Origin of the sequence: Pseudomonas massiliensis, assembly GCF_000826105.1 — a bacterium.
Classification (GTDB): Bacteria; Pseudomonadota; Gammaproteobacteria; order Pseudomonadales; family Pseudomonadaceae; genus Aquipseudomonas; species Aquipseudomonas massiliensis.
In genome coordinates, this window is the sequence record NZ_CCYK01000007.1 from 842,596 (window position 1) to 860,786 (window position 18,191).

Annotated in this window: 21 protein-coding genes and 5 tRNA genes; 19 read left to right on the forward strand and 7 right to left on the reverse strand. The window is 62.5% G+C overall.

The features are described 5' to 3' along the window. Positions 1-14 precede the first annotated feature (14 nt). Positions 15-560 carry a 1,2-dihydroxy-3-keto-5-methylthiopentene dioxygenase gene (locus BN1188_RS14735; protein WP_040262190.1) on the forward strand — a complete coding sequence of 182 codons (546 nt, stop codon included), beginning with the start codon at positions 15-17 and terminating at the stop codon, positions 558-560. Positions 561-572: 12 nt separating this feature from the next. Continuing rightward, complete coding sequence (mtnC, locus tag BN1188_RS14740; protein WP_040262191.1) at positions 573-1,256, forward strand: acireductone synthase; 684 nt, start codon at positions 573-575, stop codon at positions 1,254-1,256. A 107-nt stretch (positions 1,257-1,363) separates the two neighbouring features. Here the strand turns inward: mtnC and BN1188_RS14745 are convergent, their stop codons facing one another. Beyond that, positions 1,364-1,642, reverse strand: coding sequence for a DUF3509 domain-containing protein (locus BN1188_RS14745; protein WP_040262192.1), 279 nt, complete (start codon positions 1,640-1,642; stop codon positions 1,364-1,366). Positions 1,643-1,979: 337 nt separating this feature from the next. Here BN1188_RS14745 and BN1188_RS14750 point away from each other — a divergent pair, with 337 nt between their 5' ends. The 5 genes from BN1188_RS14750 to BN1188_RS14770 all read left to right on the forward strand — a co-directional run bounded on the left by BN1188_RS14750 (position 1,980) and on the right by BN1188_RS14770 (position 6,546). Continuing rightward, positions 1,980-2,507 carry an ankyrin repeat domain-containing protein gene (locus BN1188_RS14750; RefSeq protein ID WP_040264008.1) on the forward strand — a complete coding sequence of 176 codons (528 nt, stop codon included), beginning with the start codon at positions 1,980-1,982 and terminating at the stop codon, positions 2,505-2,507. 71 nt (positions 2,508-2,578) lie between these two features. Then, positions 2,579-3,112: a hypothetical protein gene (locus BN1188_RS14755; protein WP_040262193.1), complete on the forward strand. Its 534-nt coding sequence runs from the start codon at positions 2,579-2,581 to the stop codon at positions 3,110-3,112. A 58-nt stretch (positions 3,113-3,170) separates the two neighbouring features. Beyond that, positions 3,171-3,359 carry a PLDc N-terminal domain-containing protein gene (locus tag BN1188_RS14760; RefSeq protein ID WP_040262194.1) on the forward strand — a complete coding sequence of 63 codons (189 nt, stop codon included), beginning with the start codon at positions 3,171-3,173 and terminating at the stop codon, positions 3,357-3,359. 146 nt (positions 3,360-3,505) lie between these two features. Continuing rightward, a complete protein-coding gene (speE, locus tag BN1188_RS14765; protein ID WP_040262195.1) occupies positions 3,506-4,366 on the forward strand; it encodes a polyamine aminopropyltransferase in 861 nt (286 codons plus the stop codon). A 101-nt stretch (positions 4,367-4,467) separates the two neighbouring features. Beyond that, the gene (locus BN1188_RS14770; RefSeq protein WP_040262196.1) at positions 4,468-6,546 is read left to right on the forward strand and encodes an LTA synthase family protein; all 2,079 of its coding nucleotides are present in this window, start codon (positions 4,468-4,470) and stop codon (positions 6,544-6,546) included. A gap of 51 nt (positions 6,547-6,597) precedes the next feature. Here BN1188_RS14770 and BN1188_RS14775 read toward each other — a convergent pair whose 3' ends face one another. Together BN1188_RS14775 and BN1188_RS14780 are read right to left on the reverse strand one after the other, a co-directional pair. Next, positions 6,598-6,798, reverse strand: a complete 201-nt coding sequence (locus tag BN1188_RS14775; protein ID WP_084596234.1) for an SEC-C metal-binding domain-containing protein — start codon at positions 6,796-6,798, stop codon at positions 6,598-6,600. 6 nt (positions 6,799-6,804) lie between these two features. After that, a complete protein-coding gene (locus BN1188_RS14780) occupies positions 6,805-7,272 on the reverse strand; it encodes an LEA/WHy family protein (protein ID WP_040264011.1) in 468 nt (155 codons plus the stop codon). Between the two features lie 95 nt (positions 7,273-7,367). On the opposite strand from BN1188_RS14780, the gene BN1188_RS14785 reads away from it, so the two are divergent. Next, complete coding sequence (locus BN1188_RS14785) at positions 7,368-7,898, forward strand: hypothetical protein (protein WP_040262198.1); 531 nt, start codon at positions 7,368-7,370, stop codon at positions 7,896-7,898. A 104-nt stretch (positions 7,899-8,002) separates the two neighbouring features. On the opposite strand, the gene BN1188_RS14790 is transcribed toward BN1188_RS14785, so the two are convergent. Together BN1188_RS14790 and BN1188_RS14795 are read right to left on the reverse strand one after the other, a co-directional pair. Then, positions 8,003-8,485 (reverse strand): YchJ family protein, encoded by a 483-nt coding sequence (locus BN1188_RS14790; RefSeq protein ID WP_040262199.1) that lies wholly within the window; start codon positions 8,483-8,485, stop codon positions 8,003-8,005. A gap of 2 nt (positions 8,486-8,487) precedes the next feature. Beyond that, the gene (locus tag BN1188_RS14795; protein ID WP_040262200.1) at positions 8,488-8,979 is read right to left on the reverse strand and encodes a DUF6231 family protein; all 492 of its coding nucleotides are present in this window, start codon (positions 8,977-8,979) and stop codon (positions 8,488-8,490) included. Between the two features lie 150 nt (positions 8,980-9,129). On the opposite strand from BN1188_RS14795, the gene BN1188_RS14800 reads away from it, so the two are divergent. The 4 genes from BN1188_RS14800 (at position 9,130) to BN1188_RS14815 (ending at position 11,467) form a co-directional block, all read left to right on the forward strand. Then, positions 9,130-9,864, forward strand: coding sequence for a PA1041 family peptidoglycan-binding anchor lipoprotein (locus BN1188_RS14800; protein WP_040262201.1), 735 nt, complete (start codon positions 9,130-9,132; stop codon positions 9,862-9,864). A gap of 63 nt (positions 9,865-9,927) precedes the next feature. After that, positions 9,928-10,206 (forward strand): DUF1145 domain-containing protein, encoded by a 279-nt coding sequence (locus BN1188_RS14805; protein WP_040262202.1) that lies wholly within the window; start codon positions 9,928-9,930, stop codon positions 10,204-10,206. A 74-nt stretch (positions 10,207-10,280) separates the two neighbouring features. Next, on the forward strand, positions 10,281-10,895 hold the full coding sequence (locus tag BN1188_RS14810; protein ID WP_408633606.1) for a DUF4823 domain-containing protein: 615 nt from the start codon (positions 10,281-10,283) through the stop codon (positions 10,893-10,895). A gap of 11 nt (positions 10,896-10,906) precedes the next feature. Continuing rightward, on the forward strand, positions 10,907-11,467 hold the full coding sequence (locus BN1188_RS14815; RefSeq protein ID WP_040262203.1) for a DUF1285 domain-containing protein: 561 nt from the start codon (positions 10,907-10,909) through the stop codon (positions 11,465-11,467). Positions 11,468-11,567: 100 nt separating this feature from the next. On the opposite strand, the gene BN1188_RS14820 is transcribed toward BN1188_RS14815, so the two are convergent. Both BN1188_RS14820 and BN1188_RS14825 read right to left on the reverse strand, forming a co-directional pair. After that, positions 11,568-11,643: transfer RNA gene (locus BN1188_RS14820), tRNA-Asn, on the reverse strand. A gap of 135 nt (positions 11,644-11,778) precedes the next feature. Next, positions 11,779-12,975 (reverse strand): amino acid aminotransferase, encoded by a 1,197-nt coding sequence (locus tag BN1188_RS14825; protein WP_040262204.1) that lies wholly within the window; start codon positions 12,973-12,975, stop codon positions 11,779-11,781. 228 nt (positions 12,976-13,203) lie between these two features. On the opposite strand from BN1188_RS14825, the gene uvrB reads away from it, so the two are divergent. The 7 genes from uvrB (at position 13,204) to BN1188_RS14860 (ending at position 18,191) form a co-directional block, all read left to right on the forward strand. Then, complete coding sequence (gene uvrB, locus BN1188_RS14830; protein ID WP_040262205.1) at positions 13,204-15,219, forward strand: excinuclease ABC subunit UvrB; 2,016 nt, start codon at positions 13,204-13,206, stop codon at positions 15,217-15,219. 283 nt (positions 15,220-15,502) lie between these two features. Then, a complete protein-coding gene (gene gltX, locus BN1188_RS14835; RefSeq protein ID WP_040262206.1) occupies positions 15,503-16,984 on the forward strand; it encodes a glutamate--tRNA ligase in 1,482 nt (493 codons plus the stop codon). Positions 16,985-17,185: 201 nt separating this feature from the next. Next, a tRNA-Ala gene (locus BN1188_RS14840) sits at positions 17,186-17,261 on the forward strand. Between the two features lie 70 nt (positions 17,262-17,331). Then, a tRNA-Glu gene (locus BN1188_RS14845) sits at positions 17,332-17,407 on the forward strand. Positions 17,408-17,456: 49 nt separating this feature from the next. Continuing rightward, positions 17,457-17,532 (forward strand) — tRNA-Ala (locus tag BN1188_RS14850). A 42-nt stretch (positions 17,533-17,574) separates the two neighbouring features. Beyond that, positions 17,575-17,650: transfer RNA gene (locus tag BN1188_RS14855), tRNA-Glu, on the forward strand. Between the two features lie 97 nt (positions 17,651-17,747). Next, complete coding sequence (locus tag BN1188_RS14860; RefSeq protein WP_040262207.1) at positions 17,748-18,191, forward strand: acyl-CoA thioesterase; 444 nt, start codon at positions 17,748-17,750, stop codon at positions 18,189-18,191.

The window sequence follows — 18,191 nt, forward strand, 5'->3', positions numbered from 1 at the left end:
CCAAGGAGTGCCTGATGAGTCGCTTGACCGTTTACCACGAAAGCACCCCGGATTTGCCCGAGAAGGTGCTCACCCATGGCGAGGACATCGCCGCTACCCTGGCGGAGCAGGGCGTGCGCTTCGAACGCTGGCAGGCCAATGCTCCGATCGCGCCCGGCGCTAGCGAGGAGGAGGTGATCGCCGCCTATCGTGACGAGATCGACCGCCTGGTAACCGAGTGCGGCTACCAGACTGTGGATGTCATCAGCCTGGCCAGCGACCATCCGGATAAGGCCGCGCTGCGGGCCAAGTTCCTGGAAGAGCATCGCCATGGTGAGGATGAGGTACGGTTCTTCGTCGCCGGCCGCGGGCTGTTCACCTTGCACCTGGGCGAATACGTCTACGCCGTATTGTGCGAGAAGAACGACCTGATTTCCGTGCCCGCCGGCACCCCCCATTGGTTCGACATGGGCGAGCATCCGCATTTCGTTGCCATTCGCCTGTTCAACAACGCCGAGGGCTGGGTGGCCCGCTTCACTGGCGAGCCCATTGCCCAGCGCTTCCCGCGCCTGGAAGACTGACAAGGACCCCGCATGCCCATCAAGGCCATTCTTACCGACATCGAAGGCACCACCAGCGCGGTCAGCTTCGTCTATGACGTGCTCTTTCCCTATGCGGCCGCCCGGCTGCCGGCCTTTGTGCACGAGCATGAGGCCGAGCCTGAGGTCGCCCAGGCGCTGGCGGCCGCGCGCGAAGAAGCCGGCGAGCCTGGCGCCGACCTGGAACGCACCCTCGAACTGCTGCTGGGCTGGATGAAAGAAGATCGCAAGGTCACGCCGCTGAAGGCTCTGCAAGGCCAGGTATGGCAGCAAGGCTATGCCCAGGGCGAACTCAAGGGGCATGTCTACCCGGACGCAGTGGCCGCTCTGGAGCGCTGGCATCGGAGTGGCTATGGGTTATATGTGTATTCGTCCGGGTCTATCCAGGCGCAGAAGCTGATCTTCGGTTGTTCCGAAGCTGGGGACCTGAGCGGGCTCTTCTCTGGTTATTTCGACACTACCAGCGGACCCAAGCGTGAGGCGCACTCCTATGGCCGTATCGCGGCCGCGATCGACCTGGCACCGGAGCAAATTCTGTTTCTATCGGATGTCGCCGCGGAACTGGATGCGGCACGGTTGGCCGGCATGAAAACTTGTGGCCTGGCGCGAGGAACCTCTTTGCAGGCCAATCATCCAATCGTCGACAGCTTCGCGGCGATCGACCCAGGCCACTTCTGAATACGCTGCGGGAGCCAGTGAAGCTGGCGAATGGCGCTCTTTCAGGGAAGCCATTTCGCTAGCTGGCGCTAGCTCCCACCGTGATGGCCTTGCGGTCCGCTCCAGCTTCAGACCGAATGATAGGTCGGCAGGGCAAAGCGGTTCTGGCTTTGCAGCAGATGGATGTCCGGCAGCTGGCTGACCTCACCGGCCAGATCACGGCGAATGGCGCTGATGACCCAGGACAGTTGCTCTGGAGTGTTGAGCTGCGAGTACGAGATCGAGCGGCGCATCTGGCGGCCTTCACCATCGCGCAGGGTCAGCAGGACGGCGCCATCCGGGCGTGGCTGGGTCACCACGTCGTATTCGGAAAACAGGCTAGCGAATTTTTCTTGAAGGAAATCCATCTGGCGACTCCTAAGCATCAATGGGCAGGCTATGCATAGGGTATTGCAGCCACCGTGCCAACTGCGAAGACTCAGGAAACCCCAGTAAAATCAGGTGGTTGAGGGAATGAGGATTTTTACTCCATCGTGCATCTTGCAAGATACGCAGCGGTCAAGGATGCATTTTGCGTGATGGACATCACATTTGCAGAGGCGGTGAGGGGAGCGTATGAAGGGATACAGGTATGACATCATTTTGCCCATTAGTTCCCTTAACTGGCAGCATTGAGCCACGCTGTTGACCGACGGTCCCAGTCTCCAGAACACTGGCTACCTATTCATTCAGCCGGAGCTCTCCATGGCAAATTCCATCCCGACCCCAGCCGTGAGCGATGACCAGCTTGGCGAACTCGCCGCGCAGGTATTCGACCTTGCCCGTGAGGGCGACGCAGTTACCCTGCGGCAACTGCTTGAAAAGGGGCTGCCGGCGGATCTGCGGAATCAGAACGGCGATACCTTGCTCATGCTTGCCAGCTACCATGGCCACCTCGAGGCGGTCGATGTGCTATTGAAGGCCGGTGCTCATCCTGATATTCCCAACGGCAAGAACCAACTGCCACTCGCTGGCGCGGCGTTCAAGGGCAACCTGGAGATGGCGCGTCGGCTGCTGGCCGGTGGCGCGAAGGTCAACGGCAGTGCCGCCGACGGCCGTACCGCCCTGATGATGGCCGCGATGTTCAACCGCACAGAGCTGGTGAAGCTGTTCCTCGAGGCCGGGGCTGACCTGAGCGCCCGTGACCTGGCCGGCGTCGATGCCTTGGGCGCGGCGCGGGCCATGGGTGCACTGGATACCCAGGCGCAGTTGCAAGCCCTGGTGGCCGACTGAGCGTCGCCTGGAAGCCCTAAGGGTGAGGTTCTGCTATCCTGCGCCTCCCCATTGTTAGCCGATAAGCCGCCATGCAAAGCCAGTTGACCGAACTCCTTACCTGTATCAGCTCCGGCTGCATGAAGGAGGAAGACATCGCTCGAATCGCCGCGGAGGCAGCCGATGCCTACGCGGATCCGGACGCTTTCCTGGCCGCGAATCCCGACGTCAACTATGACGACAGCTTCCCCATCCCCCTGGGCGAATGGGTGGTGGTCGGCAGCCTGCCGGATACCGTGCTGTTCCAGGCTGACACCTACCCCGAGCTGCTGGAGCAGATCATGGGGTCTTTCGGCCCGCAGGTGCCGTTCAACCTCAAGCCGCGCCAGCTACAGAAGGCAGACGCGGTCACCGCCCTGAATCGGTTGCAGATCCAGCTTTCCAGCATGAACCGGGAAGCCGGGGGCTATGTGCTGCTCAACTTCAGCCGAGTGCTGGATACTGAATTGCAGGCGGTGCTGGTGTATGGCAACGACCTGGAGCGGGTCCGCGGCCTGTGCGAGGCGCTGAGCATCTACGCCGCGCCGGCGCTGGAAGCGGCCCGGGCCGAGGCGGCTGCCGGTTGAGCAGCTCGAGGCCTGGCCTGGTTCGCTGGAAATAAATTGCGTCGTCAAGGAGCGCGGCATGGGCGCCACTTTCAATAGCCTGTTCAGCCTGGTGGTACTGGCCTTGGACCTGTGGGCGATCGTCCACGTGCTGCGCAGTGGAGAAGAGGTCGGCATCCGGGTGCTGTGGATCCTGCTGATCGCCATCGTGCCGATATTGGGGTTGATCATCTGGGCCATCCTTGGTCCCAGGGCCGCCTGCCGTTAGAAAAATTACCCTAACGGCGCCCGGGGCAATCTTCCCTAACCAAGTTTCATGCGTCGTGTTCGCCAGAGCGCGGGCGACGTCGTAGAATGCGCCCCTTTCTCACCCGAGCGGCCATCGGCTGCCGTGGACAGTCAGGGGGCACATACATGAGCGAATACCAGGAAACTCTCTACGAAGGCTACGGCCAGCGCTTTCGCATGGAGAAGCTGCTCCATGAAGTGCGTACCGACCACCAGCACCTGGTGATCTTCCAGAACCCGGTGATGGGGCGGGTGATGGCCCTGGACGGGGTCATCCAGACCACCGAGGCGGATGAATTCATCTACCACGAAATGCTCACCCACGTGCCGATCCTGGCCCATGGCGCAGCGCGGCGGGTACTGATCATCGGTGGCGGCGACGGCGGCATGCTGCGTGAAGTGGCGCGTCACCCGGGCGTCGAGCACATCACCATGGTGGAAATCGACGCCACCGTGGTGGATATGTGCAAGGAGTTCCTGCCCAACCATTCCAATGGCGCCTTCGACGACCCGCGCCTGAACCTGGTGATCGACGACGGCATGCGTTTCGTCTCCACCACCCAGGAACGCTACGACGTCATCATCTCCGACTCCACCGACCCGATCGGCCCGGGAGAGGTGCTGTTCACCGAGAACTTCTACCAGGCGTGCCACCGCTGTCTGAACGAGGGCGGCATCCTGGTAACCCAGAACGGTACGCCCTTCATGCAGCGCGAAGGCGTACAAACCACTGCCAGCCGCCTGCGTGGGCTATTCGCCGACTGGCATTTCTACCACGCCGCCGTGCCCACCTACATCGGCGGCGCCATGACCTTCGCCTGGGGCGCGACCCGGCCCGACTACCGCAAGCTGTCGCTGGACGTGCTCCGGGCACGCTATGCCGGCAGCGGCATCGTGACCCGCTACTACAACCCGGAAATCCACCTGGGGGCGTTCGCCTTGCCGCAGTATGTGCTCCAGGCCATCGGCAAGCCCAGCAACGACTAAGCCGGCCGCGGCGCGGGCCACGAATTTTTCATCCGTCAGGCTGCAGAATTCCGGCCCGCTCCGCGACCTCCCGCCCACCCTCTACGGATACCCGACGACACATGGCTACCCTGGAAGTCCCCCGCGCTGACCGCACATCCAAGCGCTCGTTGCAGCCTTCGCTCAAAGCCCACCTGGGTTATCTCCTGCTCAGCGGGCTTGCCATCATGGTCCTGCTCAGCGGCCTGCGCGTGGCCTTGCTGGCCTACAACCTCGACTCGGCCGGCGATGCCAGCACCTCGGCCTTGGTCGAAGCCTTCACCAACGGGCTGCGCTTCGACCTGCGCCTGACGGTATACCTGCTCATTCCCTTGCTGCTGGCCGTGCTCAGCGCCCGGGCCATGGCCAGCCGTGGCCTGTTTCGCGCCTGGCTGACCATTACCTCCAGCCTGGCGCTGTTCGCCGGCCTGCTGGAAATGGACTTCTACCGGGAGTTCCACCAGCGGCTCAATGGCCTGGTGTTCCAGTATGTAAAGGAAGATCCGAAAACCGTTCTCAGCATGATCTGGTACGGCTACCCGGTGGTGCGCTACCTGCTGGCGTGGGCCCTGGTGACCTGGCTGCTGAGTCTGGTATTCAAGGGCATTGGCCGGGCCACCCGCCCATCGGTCGATACCCGGGCAGGTGGCCGCGTCGCCCCTTGGTACGCCCGTGTCGGCGTGTTCGTGGTGCTGCTGCTGATCGCGGTGGTCGCCGCCCGTGGCACCCTGCGCCAGGGCCCGCCCCTGCGCTGGGGTGATGCCTACACCACGGACTCCAATTTCGCCAACCAGCTGGGCCTCAACGGCATCCTCACCCTGATCAGCGCCGCCAAGAGCCGGATGTCCGAAGACCGCGACAACATCTGGCACGCCACGCTGCCCCAGGCGCAGGCCACCCGCACCGTGCGCGACATGCTGCTGACCAGCAACGAGCGCCTGGTCGATGCCGACACCGCCGCGGTGCGTCGGGTATTCACGCCGCCCGTGGGCAATACCCTGCCGATCCGCAACGTGGTGGTCATCCTGATGGAAAGCTTCGCTGGCCATTCGGTGGGCGCGCTTGGCGACCAGGCCGGCATCACTCCGTACTTCGACAAACTCGCCAAGGAGGGGCTGTTGTTCGACCACTTCTTCTCCAACGGCACCCATACTCACCAGGGCATGTTCGCCACCATGGGGTGCTTCCCGAACTTGCCAGGCTTCGAGTACCTGATGCAGACCCCCGAAGGCAGCCACAAGCTCTCCGGCCTGCCGGCGATGCTCAGCCCGCGCGACTACAATGACGTGTACGTCTACAACGGTGACTTCGCCTGGGACAACCAGTCCGGCTTCTTCAGCAACCAGGGCATGACCACCTTCATCGGCCGCAACGACTTCGTCAATCCGGTGTTCTCGGACCCGACTTGGGGCGTTTCCGACCAGGACATGTTCAGCCGCGGCAACGAGGAACTGGACAAGCTGTCCGCCCAGGGCAAGCCCTTCTATGCCCTGCTGCAAACCCTCTCCAACCATACGCCCTACGCCTTGCCGAAGGATCTCCCGGTGGAGCCGGTCACCGGCCGTGGCAGCCTGGACCAGCACCTGACCGCCATGCGCTACTCGGACTGGGCTCTGGGCCAGTTCTTCAAGAAGGCCAAGCAGTCGCCGTACTACAAGGAAACCCTGTTCGTGATCGTCGGTGACCACGGTTTCGGCAACGAGCGGCAACTGACTGAAATGGACCTGAGCCGCTTCAACGTACCGTTGCTGTTGATCGCCCCGGGCATTCAGGACAAGTTCGGCGCGGTGAATCACACCGTGGGCACCCAGATCGACATCGTGCCCACCATCATGGGACGGCTGGGCGGGGAAGCGCAGCACCAGTGCTGGGGCCGCGATCTGCTCAACCTGCAGCAGGGTGACCAGGGCTTCGGTGTCATCAAGCCTTCCGGAAGCGAGCAGAGCGTGGCCATCGTTACCGGCGACCGCATCCTGATCGAGTCCCGGGACATGGAACCCAAGCTCTACCGCTATACCCTGGGTCGCGAGCCCAAGGCGGAGCTGATCCCGGAGACGGCGGACGCACCCGCGCTTCGCAACAAGCTTGACGCGTTCATCCAGACGGCCACCAAGAGCCTGATGGACAACACCGCCGGCGCGGTGCAGAGCAAAACGGAGTGACAAAAAAGCCCTGGCGTCGCCAGGGCTTCTTCGTTGTGCGTCAGGAAAGAATCAGGCCCCGTGGCACTTCTTGAATTTCTTGTCGCTGCCGCAAGGGCAGGGGTCGTTGCGGCCGACGTCCTTCAAGGCGTTGCGTACAGGCTCCTGGGGGCCATGGTTGCAGTGCGGGCCATGCACATGGCCGTGGTCGTGATGGCCATGATCATGGTCGTGATTACAATCGGGCCCATGCACGTGTGGTTGCTGCGACATTGATTACTACTCCGGAAGCAAGCCTGCGGGGGTGACTTCACCGGTTCGCCGCAGGGTAAGGTTGTGGCCGAATAATACCCCGGTGCGCAGCTCTCCCTCCAGCTGATAGTGCAGCGGACGGTCGGGATGGCGCAGCAGCCTGGCCAGGGGCTTGAGGTGCTCCCAGAGATTGGTGCGCACTTCCACCACGTGTACCGCCCGTTCGTTGGCCGGCACGCTGAACCAGCTGTCGTCCTCGCCTTCGGCCAGGGGAATGCCCTCCAAGGTAACCTTGTAGGTCAGCCCGCGCACAGGCAAGGCCTGGTCGTTGGGGTTACGAATCTCGAAGCGCAGGCGAAAACGCTGTTCAAGCAGTCGGGCCTTTACCACCTCGACGCGCTTGAGGTGTACCTCTGGGTCGTCATAATTGCCGGTAAGCCAGGTGGCGCAGCCGCCCAGCCCAAGCAGAACTGCCAGGCCGACGAGCTGTACCATGGATCGCGCCAATCGCATCTACCGTCTCCCTTGGCTGGCTGGGCGGGTATGCTTTCATGTCCGCTCGCATCCAGCCCATTGCAGGAGACCATAGCATGCCCTTGTACGAAATAGCCTTTCGCGGTGAATGCCTGCCGGGCCATGATCCCGACACCGTCAAGGCCGACGTGGGCCGTCTGTTCCGCGCGGACGCCGAGCGCACCGAGTTGCTGTTCTCAGGGCGCCGCCTCGTGCTCAAGGCGCACCTTGAGCTGGCGGCGGCCGAACGCTTTCGCCAGGCTATGGCCAAGGTAGGCGCCTGGGCCCAGGTGGAGGCCATGCCCGCGACCGCGCCCACGGCCGAGGTTGAAGCCATCGAACTGGCAGCGCCTCCCGCAGTGGCCCCGACGGCCCGTGCCAAGGTGGTGCCCAGGGACAACTACATGGCTGCCTTCGCTGAAGTCGATGCCCCGGCCTACGAAATTGCCGAGCCGGGTGCCTTGATGCAACCCGATGCTGCCCCGGCCCCTGCGCCTAGGGTCGATCTCTCCGGGCTGAGCCTGGCACCCGTGGGCGCGGAACTCGGTAGCCGGCCTGCTACTGCCGCGCCGCCGCCTCCGGATACGTCTCACCTCAAGCTGGCGTGACCCAGAGGGCTCGGCTCACCCTGAGGGTAGCAATGTTGCCGAACAGCCCTCATTACGGGTACGAATCGCCAGCTTCGCTGGCTCCCACTGCCACCCCCCGACGCCTACGCGGCATTGGAAAGATACCCAGCGCAGCACTTCTTGAATTTCTGCCCGCCGCCACAGGGGCAGGGATCATTGCGCCCGGCAGCCAGTGGCACGGTGGGGTCGATGAAATACCAGCGCCCGTCGTGCTGGACAAAGGCCGAGCGTTCCCGGTGGCTGTGCTCTCCACCCTGGTCGTGCCAGCGGGCCACGAAGGTCACGAAGGCGTGTTCCGGCTTGCCGCCGATGACCTCGGCGGCTTCCACCTGCAATCCCAGCCAGGTCGCTTCCGCGCTCCAGGCAGCCATGGCCTGGCGATCCAGCCGGGCTTGCTGGGCGGGTAGGGTGGTCGCTACCAGGTAGTCCACCAGCCCAAGCACATAGGCGCTGTAGCGGGATCTCATCAGGTGCTGGGCATCCGGGGCGGGCTGGCCCAGGTGAAACCGGCCACAACACAGTTCAAGTTGGTTACCACTGCCGCAGGGGCATACGGCTACTGTCATGCTTACCACCAATATTTGCCAAAGTGCTGAGGGTTGGCCCAGAAGCGAGCGTTCAGCCAGTCCGGCGCTTGCTTGTATTGACGAACGTCATAAGTGAACAGGCCAAGGGTTTGCTCGTCCCGGACGAAGGTGGCCATCTTCTGCAGGGCAAGGGCGTAGAAATCCGTTTCCTTCCACGGGCTGGCCTGCAGGTCAGCCAGCACCGCCAGGCGACCACTGTTGAGATTGCGGACACCGCCGAGCAATTCCTGGCCTTCCCGTAGGCTCAGATGTTCCAGGCAATCTACCACCAAGGCCAGGTCGAAACGGCGGCCCGCCAGTTCCGCCGGTAGTCGACCGGGGCCGGCCAGCCCCAGGGCCGTGTCCGGGTAAGCGTCCATGAAGGCGTCCAGGGCCGGAAAACCGCTGGCCGAGAGCACCAGCAAGCGCGTCGGCTGTTGTTCCTGGAGCAGGGCCGCGATGGCTTGCTGGGGCGTTTGGGTTGAACTGCTCATGAGGCATTCCTTGTATTACGAAAACAAAGACTAGCGCTCACGAAACTTCGCGCCTAGTGCGCAATCAATTTGCCTGTATTTCGGCAGACTGATCTGCCTTGCGCTTTAATCCTCATACCGGCATCGGCCGGCGACACAGGAGTTTCGACGATGAGAATGATCGTGCGGGCGCTGTTGCCCGTTCTTCTGGTCAGCAGTGTTCTGACTGGTTGTGCCTCGCGCAGTGATGGAACCGCGCCGCTCAACCAGGGGAACTGGCCTATTTGCAGTGCCTTGGGGGGCGTTGCGGGCGCAGGTCTGGGCGCGCTGGAAAGCAGCGCCTGGGCCGCCGGGGGAGGGCTCGCCGGCGCGGTGGCCGGTGGCTTGATCTGTTTTGCCCAGGATGGCGACGCCGACGGAGACGGCGTATTCGACCGTCGCGACCGCTGCCCGGATACACCGGCACGCACGCCTGTGTCCCATAACGGTTGCCCACTTCCCGTGATACCGGCACCGCCAGTCGCCGCCGAGCCACCGCCAGCGCCCGCGCCCAAGGAAGAAGTCATTACGCTCAATGACGCGGGCAATGTGCTGTTCGAGTTCGACAAATCTGATCTGACCGCCGAGGCGCAAAGCCAGCTGACCGCCTTGCTGGGTCGTTTAACCGCTGCCGATGTGGTGAGCGTGAAGGTCGACGGGCATACCGACAGCGTAGGCAGCGATGGCTATAACCAGGGCTTGTCAGAGCGTCGTGCCGCCAGCGTGGTGAACTTCCTGGTCCAACAGGGTGTACCGCAGGCCAAGCTCAGCAGCGAAGGCTTCGGCGAAAGCCAGCCTGTGGCTGACAATGAGACCGATGCCGGCCGCGCCCAGAACCGCCGGGTCGAGCTGCACCTGAACCGTTGAGCAGACGCCTCGCGGCATTTTCAGTAAGGTACGCCTTTATGATCGTGTCGCGAGGCCGCTTCAATGATAAATCTTCCAAGGTTGGCGACCGGGGTGGCCAAGGCTCTTACCCTGGTGTTCTGGTGGTTGTTCCTGGTCAACCTGCTCAATGCCTTCCCAAAACCGTTTTCGGCCTGGATGCTGCTGGCCGGTATCGGCCTGCTGGGGCTGCATATCCTTGAACTGCTCGCCGTTAGCGCCCTGCTGCGGCACCGTTCTCATCCCTGGCTGGACCGCGTGCAAATCCTGCTTCTTGGCATTTTCCATGTGCAATCGATGCGCAAGGCATTGCCGCGCCCTTGATGGCTGCGGCGGATTGGCGCAAAAGCTGCATCCAGGCTGGCATTCGCCGGGTTTCCGTCACGGCTTTGGAGAGAATGATGCGTAGGGTGCGAGCAGCAGTAGGGGTAATGGTGCTGTCGATGCTGGGCGGCTGCATGAGCGTCAGCGACATGGGGATGGTCGCCAAGGATCAACTCAGTGATGCCGGCGTGCTGGATCACAGCCAGACCCGCCGTTCCACCAACTTCCGTTTGCAGCCCGACTCGTTCATCTACATCGCCCAGGGCGCCTTCATGCCGCCAGGCGGCGCCTATCCACGACCGAACGTGGTCGCGGAGGAAGCCTTTCGCGGCTTCGTCGAGTATTTCCCCATGGTTCGTCGCGCCGCTCAGCCTGAAGGCCTGGAACAGGCCTTGAGCGAAGCGCGAGGCGTAGGGGCACACTATGTGCTCTATACCCGTTTCGCACGGGCCGACGACCGCATCGGCAACCTGGATGAATGGTCCGACCAGGAGGCCATCGACCGCTTGGGCATCGACAGCGGTGTGGTACAGATGATGCTGATCGAAACCAGCACCCGCTATCTCATCGACACCGCCACCATCCGCAGTCGCGGGGGCTTGCTGACGTTCCATGACAATAAGCCGGAAGATTTGCTTGGCCCGCCCATGGAGGACTACGCTCAGCGCTTGTTGGGCATGAGCGAGTGAGGAGCAGGACCATGAGTGACCCGGTGAAAGCAGACTCATTGCTTGGCCAGATCCCCAAGGCCGCCGGGTTGCCGCCGGTGCATCGGTGGAACCCGCCCTTCTGCGGGGACATCGACATGCGCATCGCCCGAGACGGCACCTGGTACTACCAGGGAACCCCCATTACTCGGCAGCCGATGGTGCGCCTGTTTTCCACCGTCCTGAAGCGGGAGAAGGATCTGTGGTTCCTGGTTACCCCTGTGGAGAAGGTCGGCATTCGGGTCGAGGATGCGCCCTTCGTTGCGGTAGCCCTGGAAGTCGAAGGGCAGGGCGAAGCGCAGCGACTGCATTTCACTGACAACGTGGAGAACCGTTTCGTCGCCGGCGCTGAGCATCCATTGCGAGTGGATACCGACCCGGTCACGGGCGAGCCGTCCCCTTATGTTCGTGTACGGGATCAGCTCGATGCGCTGATCCATCGCAACGTGTTTTACCAGTTGGTAGACCTGGCCGTCGTTCGGGTGGCCAACGGGCAGTCACTGCTGGGTGTATGGAGTGATGGCCTGTTCTTCGAACTGGGGGAAGCGCCCTGAGCGATTCAGATGAGCGGCCGGGATTGGTACCGACAGCGGTATCCGCTTGGTGTGGGCTTGGCTGAAAGTCAGGAAAAAAGGAAGGATAGCGAGGGGAGGTTGGCTCCGCGACCTGGACTCGAACCAGGGACCCAATGATTAACAGTCATTTGCTCTACCGACTGAGCTATCGCGGAACAACGAGGGGTATCTTACTGATAACCCTCGTAAAGTCAACGCTGCGGGCATCGGCGAAAGCTGGCCAATGGGCATTATCCGCTAACCCTTTTTCGCCAGCTGCCACGGTGCACAGGCCGGCGAGGGAAGCGCTCTTATAGCACCTTGACTATGGCTTCGGTCACAGGTCCCAGGTTATGGGCGTTGAGGGCGGCGGCGCAGATACGGCCGGTATCCAGGGCGTAGATTCCGAATTCGTCTCTCAGGCGATGCACCTGAGCGGTGGTCAGGCCGGAGTAGGAGAACATGCCCCGCTGTTGCTTGATGAAGCTGAAGTCCTGAGCCGCGCCCAGCTTGTCGAGGCGATCGACCATTTCCAGACGCATCTCGCGGATGCGACCGCGCATCTGCGCCAGTTCGCCTTCCCACAGAGCACGCAGTTCCGGCGTATTCAGCACCGTAGCCACGATCATGGCGCCGTGAGTGGGCGGGTTGGAGTAGTTGGTGCGGATCACGCGCTTCACCTGGGACAGTACCCGGGCGCTTTCGTCCCTGGAGGCGGTGACGATGGACAGCGCCCCTACCCGTTCGCCATAGAGCGAGAAGGACTTGGAGAAGGAACTGGACACAAAGAAGGTCAGCCCTGCCTGCGCGAACAGTCGCACAGCCTCGGCGTCCTCGGCGATGCCGTCGCCGAAGCCCTGGTAGGCGATGTCCAGGAAGGGGATATGTGCCTTGGCGCGCACTACGTCCAGCACCTGCTGCCAGTCGTCGCGGCTCAGGTCCACGCCGGTGGGGTTGTGACAGCAGGCATGCAGCACCACCACCGACCCGGAGGGCAGGGCGTTGAGGTCTTCCAGCAAGCCGGAACGGTTCACCCCATGGCTGGTCGCATCATAGTAACGGTAGTCACGGACCGGGAAGCCGGCGGTTTCGAAGAGCGCGCGGTGGTTTTCCCAGCTCGGGTCGCTGATGGCGACCACGGCCTCGGGGCGCAGCCGCTTGATGAAATCCGCGCCCAGCTTGAGCGCGCCCGTGCCACCAACGGCCTGTACAGTGACCACGCGGCCCTCGACCAACAGCGCTGAATCGGCACCGAAGAGCAGGGTCTGCACGGCCTTGTCGTAGGCGGCGATACCGTCGATGGGCAGGTAGCCACGAGCCGCCTGCTGGGCGACCCGCGCCTGTTCAGCCTCGATCACCGCGCGCATGAGCGGGATTTTGCCTTCTTCGTTGTAGTAAACGCCTACACCCAGGTTGACCTTGTCAGGGCGGGTATCGGCATTGAAGGCTTCGTTGAGGCCGAGGATGGGATCGCGGGGCGCCAATTCGACAGCGGAAAACAGGCTCATTATGGACCGTGGCTCTGTAAGTGGAGGATGAGAAGTCCGCACCTTTGCGGTGCGCCAACGGTCGTTGAGTATAGAGGGCAAGCCGAGGCTAGGCGACAGCTTGTTCGATTTTTTTTACACCCTGAAACACCGGTACGGGGTCGTGGCGCTTGTGTCGTGATTTGACGGCTTCGTCAGGCCCGAAGTACTGTTCATGGATACAGCCCGCAAGGGTTCACGAGGTCAGTCATGTCGGAATTCCAGCTCGTTACCCAATATCGGCCCGCCGGAGATCAACCGGAGGCGATCCGTCAGCTGGTGGAAGGCATCGATGCCGGCCTGGCCCACCAGACATTGCTGGGGGTGACCGGCTCCGGCAAGACCTTCAGCGTTGCCAACGTCATTGCCCAGGTGAAGCGGCCTACTTTGGTCCTGGCGCCGAACAAGACGCTGGCGGCCCAGCTCTACGGTGAGTTCAAGGCGTTCTTTCCCAACAATGCCGTGGAGTACTTCGTCTCCTACTACGATTATTACCAACCGGAAGCCTATGTGCCGTCGTCGGACACCTTCATCGAAAAGGATGCGTCCATCAACGACCACATCGAGCAGATGCGATTGTCGGCGACCAAGGCCTTGCTCGAGCGCAAGGACGCGATCATCGTGACCACGGTTTCCTGCATCTACGGCCTGGGCAGTCCGGAAACCTACCTGCGCATGGTGCTGCACCTGGACCGGGGCGACCGCTTCGACCAGCGCGAGCTGTTGCGCCGGCTGGCCGAGCTGCAATACACCCGTAACGAGATCGATTTTGCCCGCGCGACCTTCCGTGTGCGCGGTGATGTGATCGATGTGTTCCCCGCCGAATCGGACCTGGAAGCCATTCGGATCGAGCTGTTCGACGACGAGATCGAAAACATCTCGTCCTTCGATCCGCTGACGGGCGAGGTCATCCAGCGCCTGCCCCGCTATACGCTCTACCCGAAGACTCACTACGTGACGCCTCGGGAAACCATCGTTTCCGCCATCGAGAACATCAAGGTGGAGCTGGAAGAACGACTGGATTACCTGCGTAAGGCGAACAAGCTCGTCGAGGCGCAGCGGCTTGAGCAGCGTACCCGCTTCGACCTGGAGATGATGCTGGAGCTGGGCTACTGCAACGGCATCGAGAACTACTCGCGCTACCTCTCGGGCCGGCCCGCGGGCGCGGCGCCGCCCACCTTGTACGATTACCTGCCACCCGAAGCCCTGTTGGTGATCGACGAATCCCACGTGAGCGTTCCCCAGGTGGGTGCCATGTACAAGGGTGACCGCTCGCGCAAGGAAACCCTGGTGGAATACGGCTTCCGCCTGCCCTCGGCCCTGGACAACCGGCCCATGCGCTTCGATGAGTGGGAAGCGGTGATGCCGCAGACCATTTTCGTTTCCGCCACCCCTGGGCCCTACGAGCAGGAGCATGCCGGCCGGGTGGTGGAGCAGGTGGTGCGCCCCACCGGCCTGGTGGACCCACAGATCGAGATACGCCCGGCCTCCACCCAGGTGGACGACCTGCTCTCGGAAATCCGCAAGCAGGTGGCGCTCGATCAACGGGTACTGGTGACTACCCTGACCAAGCGCATGTCCGAGGATCTTACCGATTACCTGGCCGATCATGACGTACGCGTGCGTTACCTGCACTCGGACATCGACACCGTGGAGCGAGTGGAAATCATCCGCGACCTGCGCCTGGGCAATTTCGACGTCCTGGTGGGCATTAACCTGCTCCGCGAAGGCCTGGACATGCCTGAGGTAGCCCTGGTAGCCATTCTGGATGCTGACAAGGAAGGCTTTCTGCGGTCCGAGCGCTCGCTGATCCAGACCATCGGACGCGCGGCCCGAAACCTCAATGGGCGGGCGATCCTGTACGCCGACGCCATGACCGGCTCCATGGAACGCGCCATCAACGAAACCGAGCGGCGCCGCGAGAAGCAGATCGCGTTCAACGAAGCCAATGGCATAGTGCCCAAGGGCGTGGTCCGGGACATCGCGGACATTCTTGAAGGCGCCAACATCCCTGGCGGCAAGAGCAAGAAACGCAAGGGCATGGCCAAGGCCGCCGAGGAAAGTGCCAAGTACGAAGCCGAGCTGCGCAGCCCCAGCGAGATCAACAAGCGCATCCGCCAGCTGGAAGAAAAGATGCTGCAACTGGCCCGCGACCTGGAGTTCGAAGCTGCCGCCCAGACCCGCGACGAGATCGCCAAGTTGCGGGAGCGGCTGTTGGCGGTTTGAGACGAGCGTCCCGTGGATCGCTGGTGGGAGCCAGCGAAGCTGGCGAATGTTCAGGCGGCTGGGCCGAGATCGTTCGGCAGCTAGCGCTGCCTCCCACTGGATAGTGCGCGCTGTTTGAGGGGGGGGAGCCAGCGAAGCTGGCGAATGTTCAGGCGGCTGGGCCGAGATCGTTCGGCAGCTAGCGCTGCCTCCCACGCGGAAACGTGAATCGCGCACCCCTTGGGCCTAGTCGGCCCGGCCTGCTAAGATCTGCTGTTTTGTACTATCCTGTCCGAGACCTCTCATGAGCACTGTTCGCACCCGAATCGCGCCGTCGCCCACCGGCGACCCCCACGTTGGCACGGCCTATATCGCCCTGTTCAACTACTGCTTCGCCAAAAAGCACGGTGGTGAATTCATTCTGCGTATCGAGGACACGGACCAGCTGCGGTCGACCCGTGAATCCGAGCAGCAGATCTTCGACGCCTTGCGCTGGCTGGGCATCGAATGGAGCGAAGGCCCGGACGTAGGCGGCCCACACGGCCCTTATCGGCAGAGCGAGCGCGGCGACATCTACCGTCGCTACGCCCAGCAACTGGTCGATGCCGGCCATGCCTTCCCGTGCTTCTGCACGGCCGAGGAGCTGGACCAGATGCGCGCCGAGCAGATCGCCCGCGGCGAAACACCACGCTACGACGGCCGCGCGCTCTTGCTTTCCCCAGAGGAAGTGCAGCGGCGCCTGGCTGCGGGGGAGCCCCACGTGATCCGCATGAAGGTGCCCAGCGAGGGCATCTGCGTGGTGCCGGACATGCTGCGGGGCGACGTGGAGATCCCGTGGGATCGCATGGACATGCAGGTGCTGATCAAGACCGATGGCCTGCCTACCTACTTCCTGGCCAACGTGGTGGATGACCACCTGATGGGCATCACCCACGTGCTGCGCGGCGAGGAATGGCTGCCCTCGGCACCCAAGCTGATGAAGTTGTACGAGTACTTCGGCTGGGAGCAGCCGCAGCTGTGCTACATGCCCCTGCTGCGTAACCCGGACAAGTCCAAGTTGTCCAAGCGAAAGAACCCCACCTCGGTGACCTTCTACGAGCGCATGGGCTTCATGCCCGAGGCGATGCTCAACTACCTCGGCCGCATGGGCTGGTCCATGCCGGACGAGCGCGAGAAGTTCTCCCTGGAGGAAATGGTGGAGCACTTCGACCTTTCGCGGGTTTCGCTGGGCGGGCCCATCTTCGACATCGAGAAGCTGTCCTGGCTGAACGGGCAATGGTTGCGCGAGCTGCCCGTTGAGGAGTTCGCCGCTCGCGTGCAGAAGTGGGCGTTCAAACCGGAGTACCTGCTCAAGATCGCCCCCCTGGTGCAGGGTCGGGTCGAAACCTTCAGCCAGATCGCGCCACTCGGTGGTTTCTTCTTCGAAGGTGGCGTGCGCCTGGATCCGTCGCTGTTCGTGTCGAAGAAGCTGAGCCCCGATCAGGTGCGCCAGGTCATCCAGTTGATCCTGTGGAAACTGGAGGCCCTGCGGCAGTGGGAGAAGGATCGCATCACCGCCTGCATCCAAGCTGTGGTCGATGGGCTTGGCCTCAAGTTGCGTGACGCCATGCCGCTGATGTTCGCCGGCATTACCGGACAGGCAAGTTCCGTCTCGGTGCTCGATGCCATGGAAATCCTCGGGCCGGACCTGACCCGCTATCGCTTGCGCCAGGCACTGGACCTGCTCGGTGGCGTTTCGAAGAAGGAAAACAAGGAGTGGGAAAAGCTGTTGGCTGAGCTGGGCTGATCCCTTTACCTGAGCATGGAGGCCGGCCCGGCGCCGTCCGGCCTGGCCTCCAGCCCCTGCAGGACCAGGCCGCTTCCCTAAGCCTTTGAATGCCGGGAGAAATTTTTCATGAATTTCTTAAAATTAGTTTGACAGGGTAGGGGGAGCGTCTTAATATGCGCCCCGTCCACGACATGGTGCTGAAACAAAGCGCCGCGCTGTGGGGCTATAGCTCAGCTGGGAGAGCGCTTGCATGGCATGCAAGAGGTCGACGGTTCGATCCCGTCTAGCTCCACCAAATTCCTCGCCCGAGGTGCTGTTGTAGATCTAGGGCAAGCCGGTCACCAGGCCGGTCGGAAAGAAGGTCTGTCCCCTTCGTCTAGTGGCCTAGGACACCGCCCTTTCACGGCGGTAACAGGGGTTCGAGTCCCCTAGGGGACGCCACTTTACCTGTATCACCCTTGGGTGGTACACGCCGCCAGGCGTTAAATTTGGGGCTATAGCTCAGCTGGGAGAGCGCTTGCATGGCATGCAAGAGGTCGACGGTTCGATCCCGTCTAGCTCCACCAATTTGCCAGGGTTCGCTACGGCGGGCCTGCTCGAAGGTTTGCGTCCCCTTCGTCTAGTGGCCTAGGACACCGCCCTTTCACGGCGGTAACAGGGGTTCGAGTCCCCTAGGGGACGCCACGTTTACCCCGATCTCCGGGAATCAAGGCTCATTCGATTATTGAATGGGCCTTTTGTTTTTTCGGCCCTACGGTATACGTTGCGCGCAGGAGAGCATATGAACTGGGATCTGCCGTTACCTTTCACCCTCGATCTGCGCGTCACCGTCGACGATATCGACGGCCTTGGCCATGCCAACAATGCTGTCTACGTCACCTGGCTGGAACGCTGCGCCTGGCGTCATTCCAGCTACCTGGGCCTGGACCTGGCGGAGTACCACCGGCTGGACCGGGCCATGGCCGTGCTGCGCCATGAAATCGATTACCTGGCCAGCGCTCATGAAGGGGACGAGCTTATCCTGGGGACCTGGATCATCGACTGGGACCAGCGTTTGAAAATGAACCGCCGTTTCCAGTTGATACGCCCCAGCGATGGCGCCACCTTGTTGCGCGCCCGGACCACCTTCGTATGCATTGAGCTCTCCAGTGGCCGGCCCAAGCGAATGCCCAGCGAATTCATCGATGGCTACGGCTGTGCCGTTCTGCCTACGCCCGGATCCTGA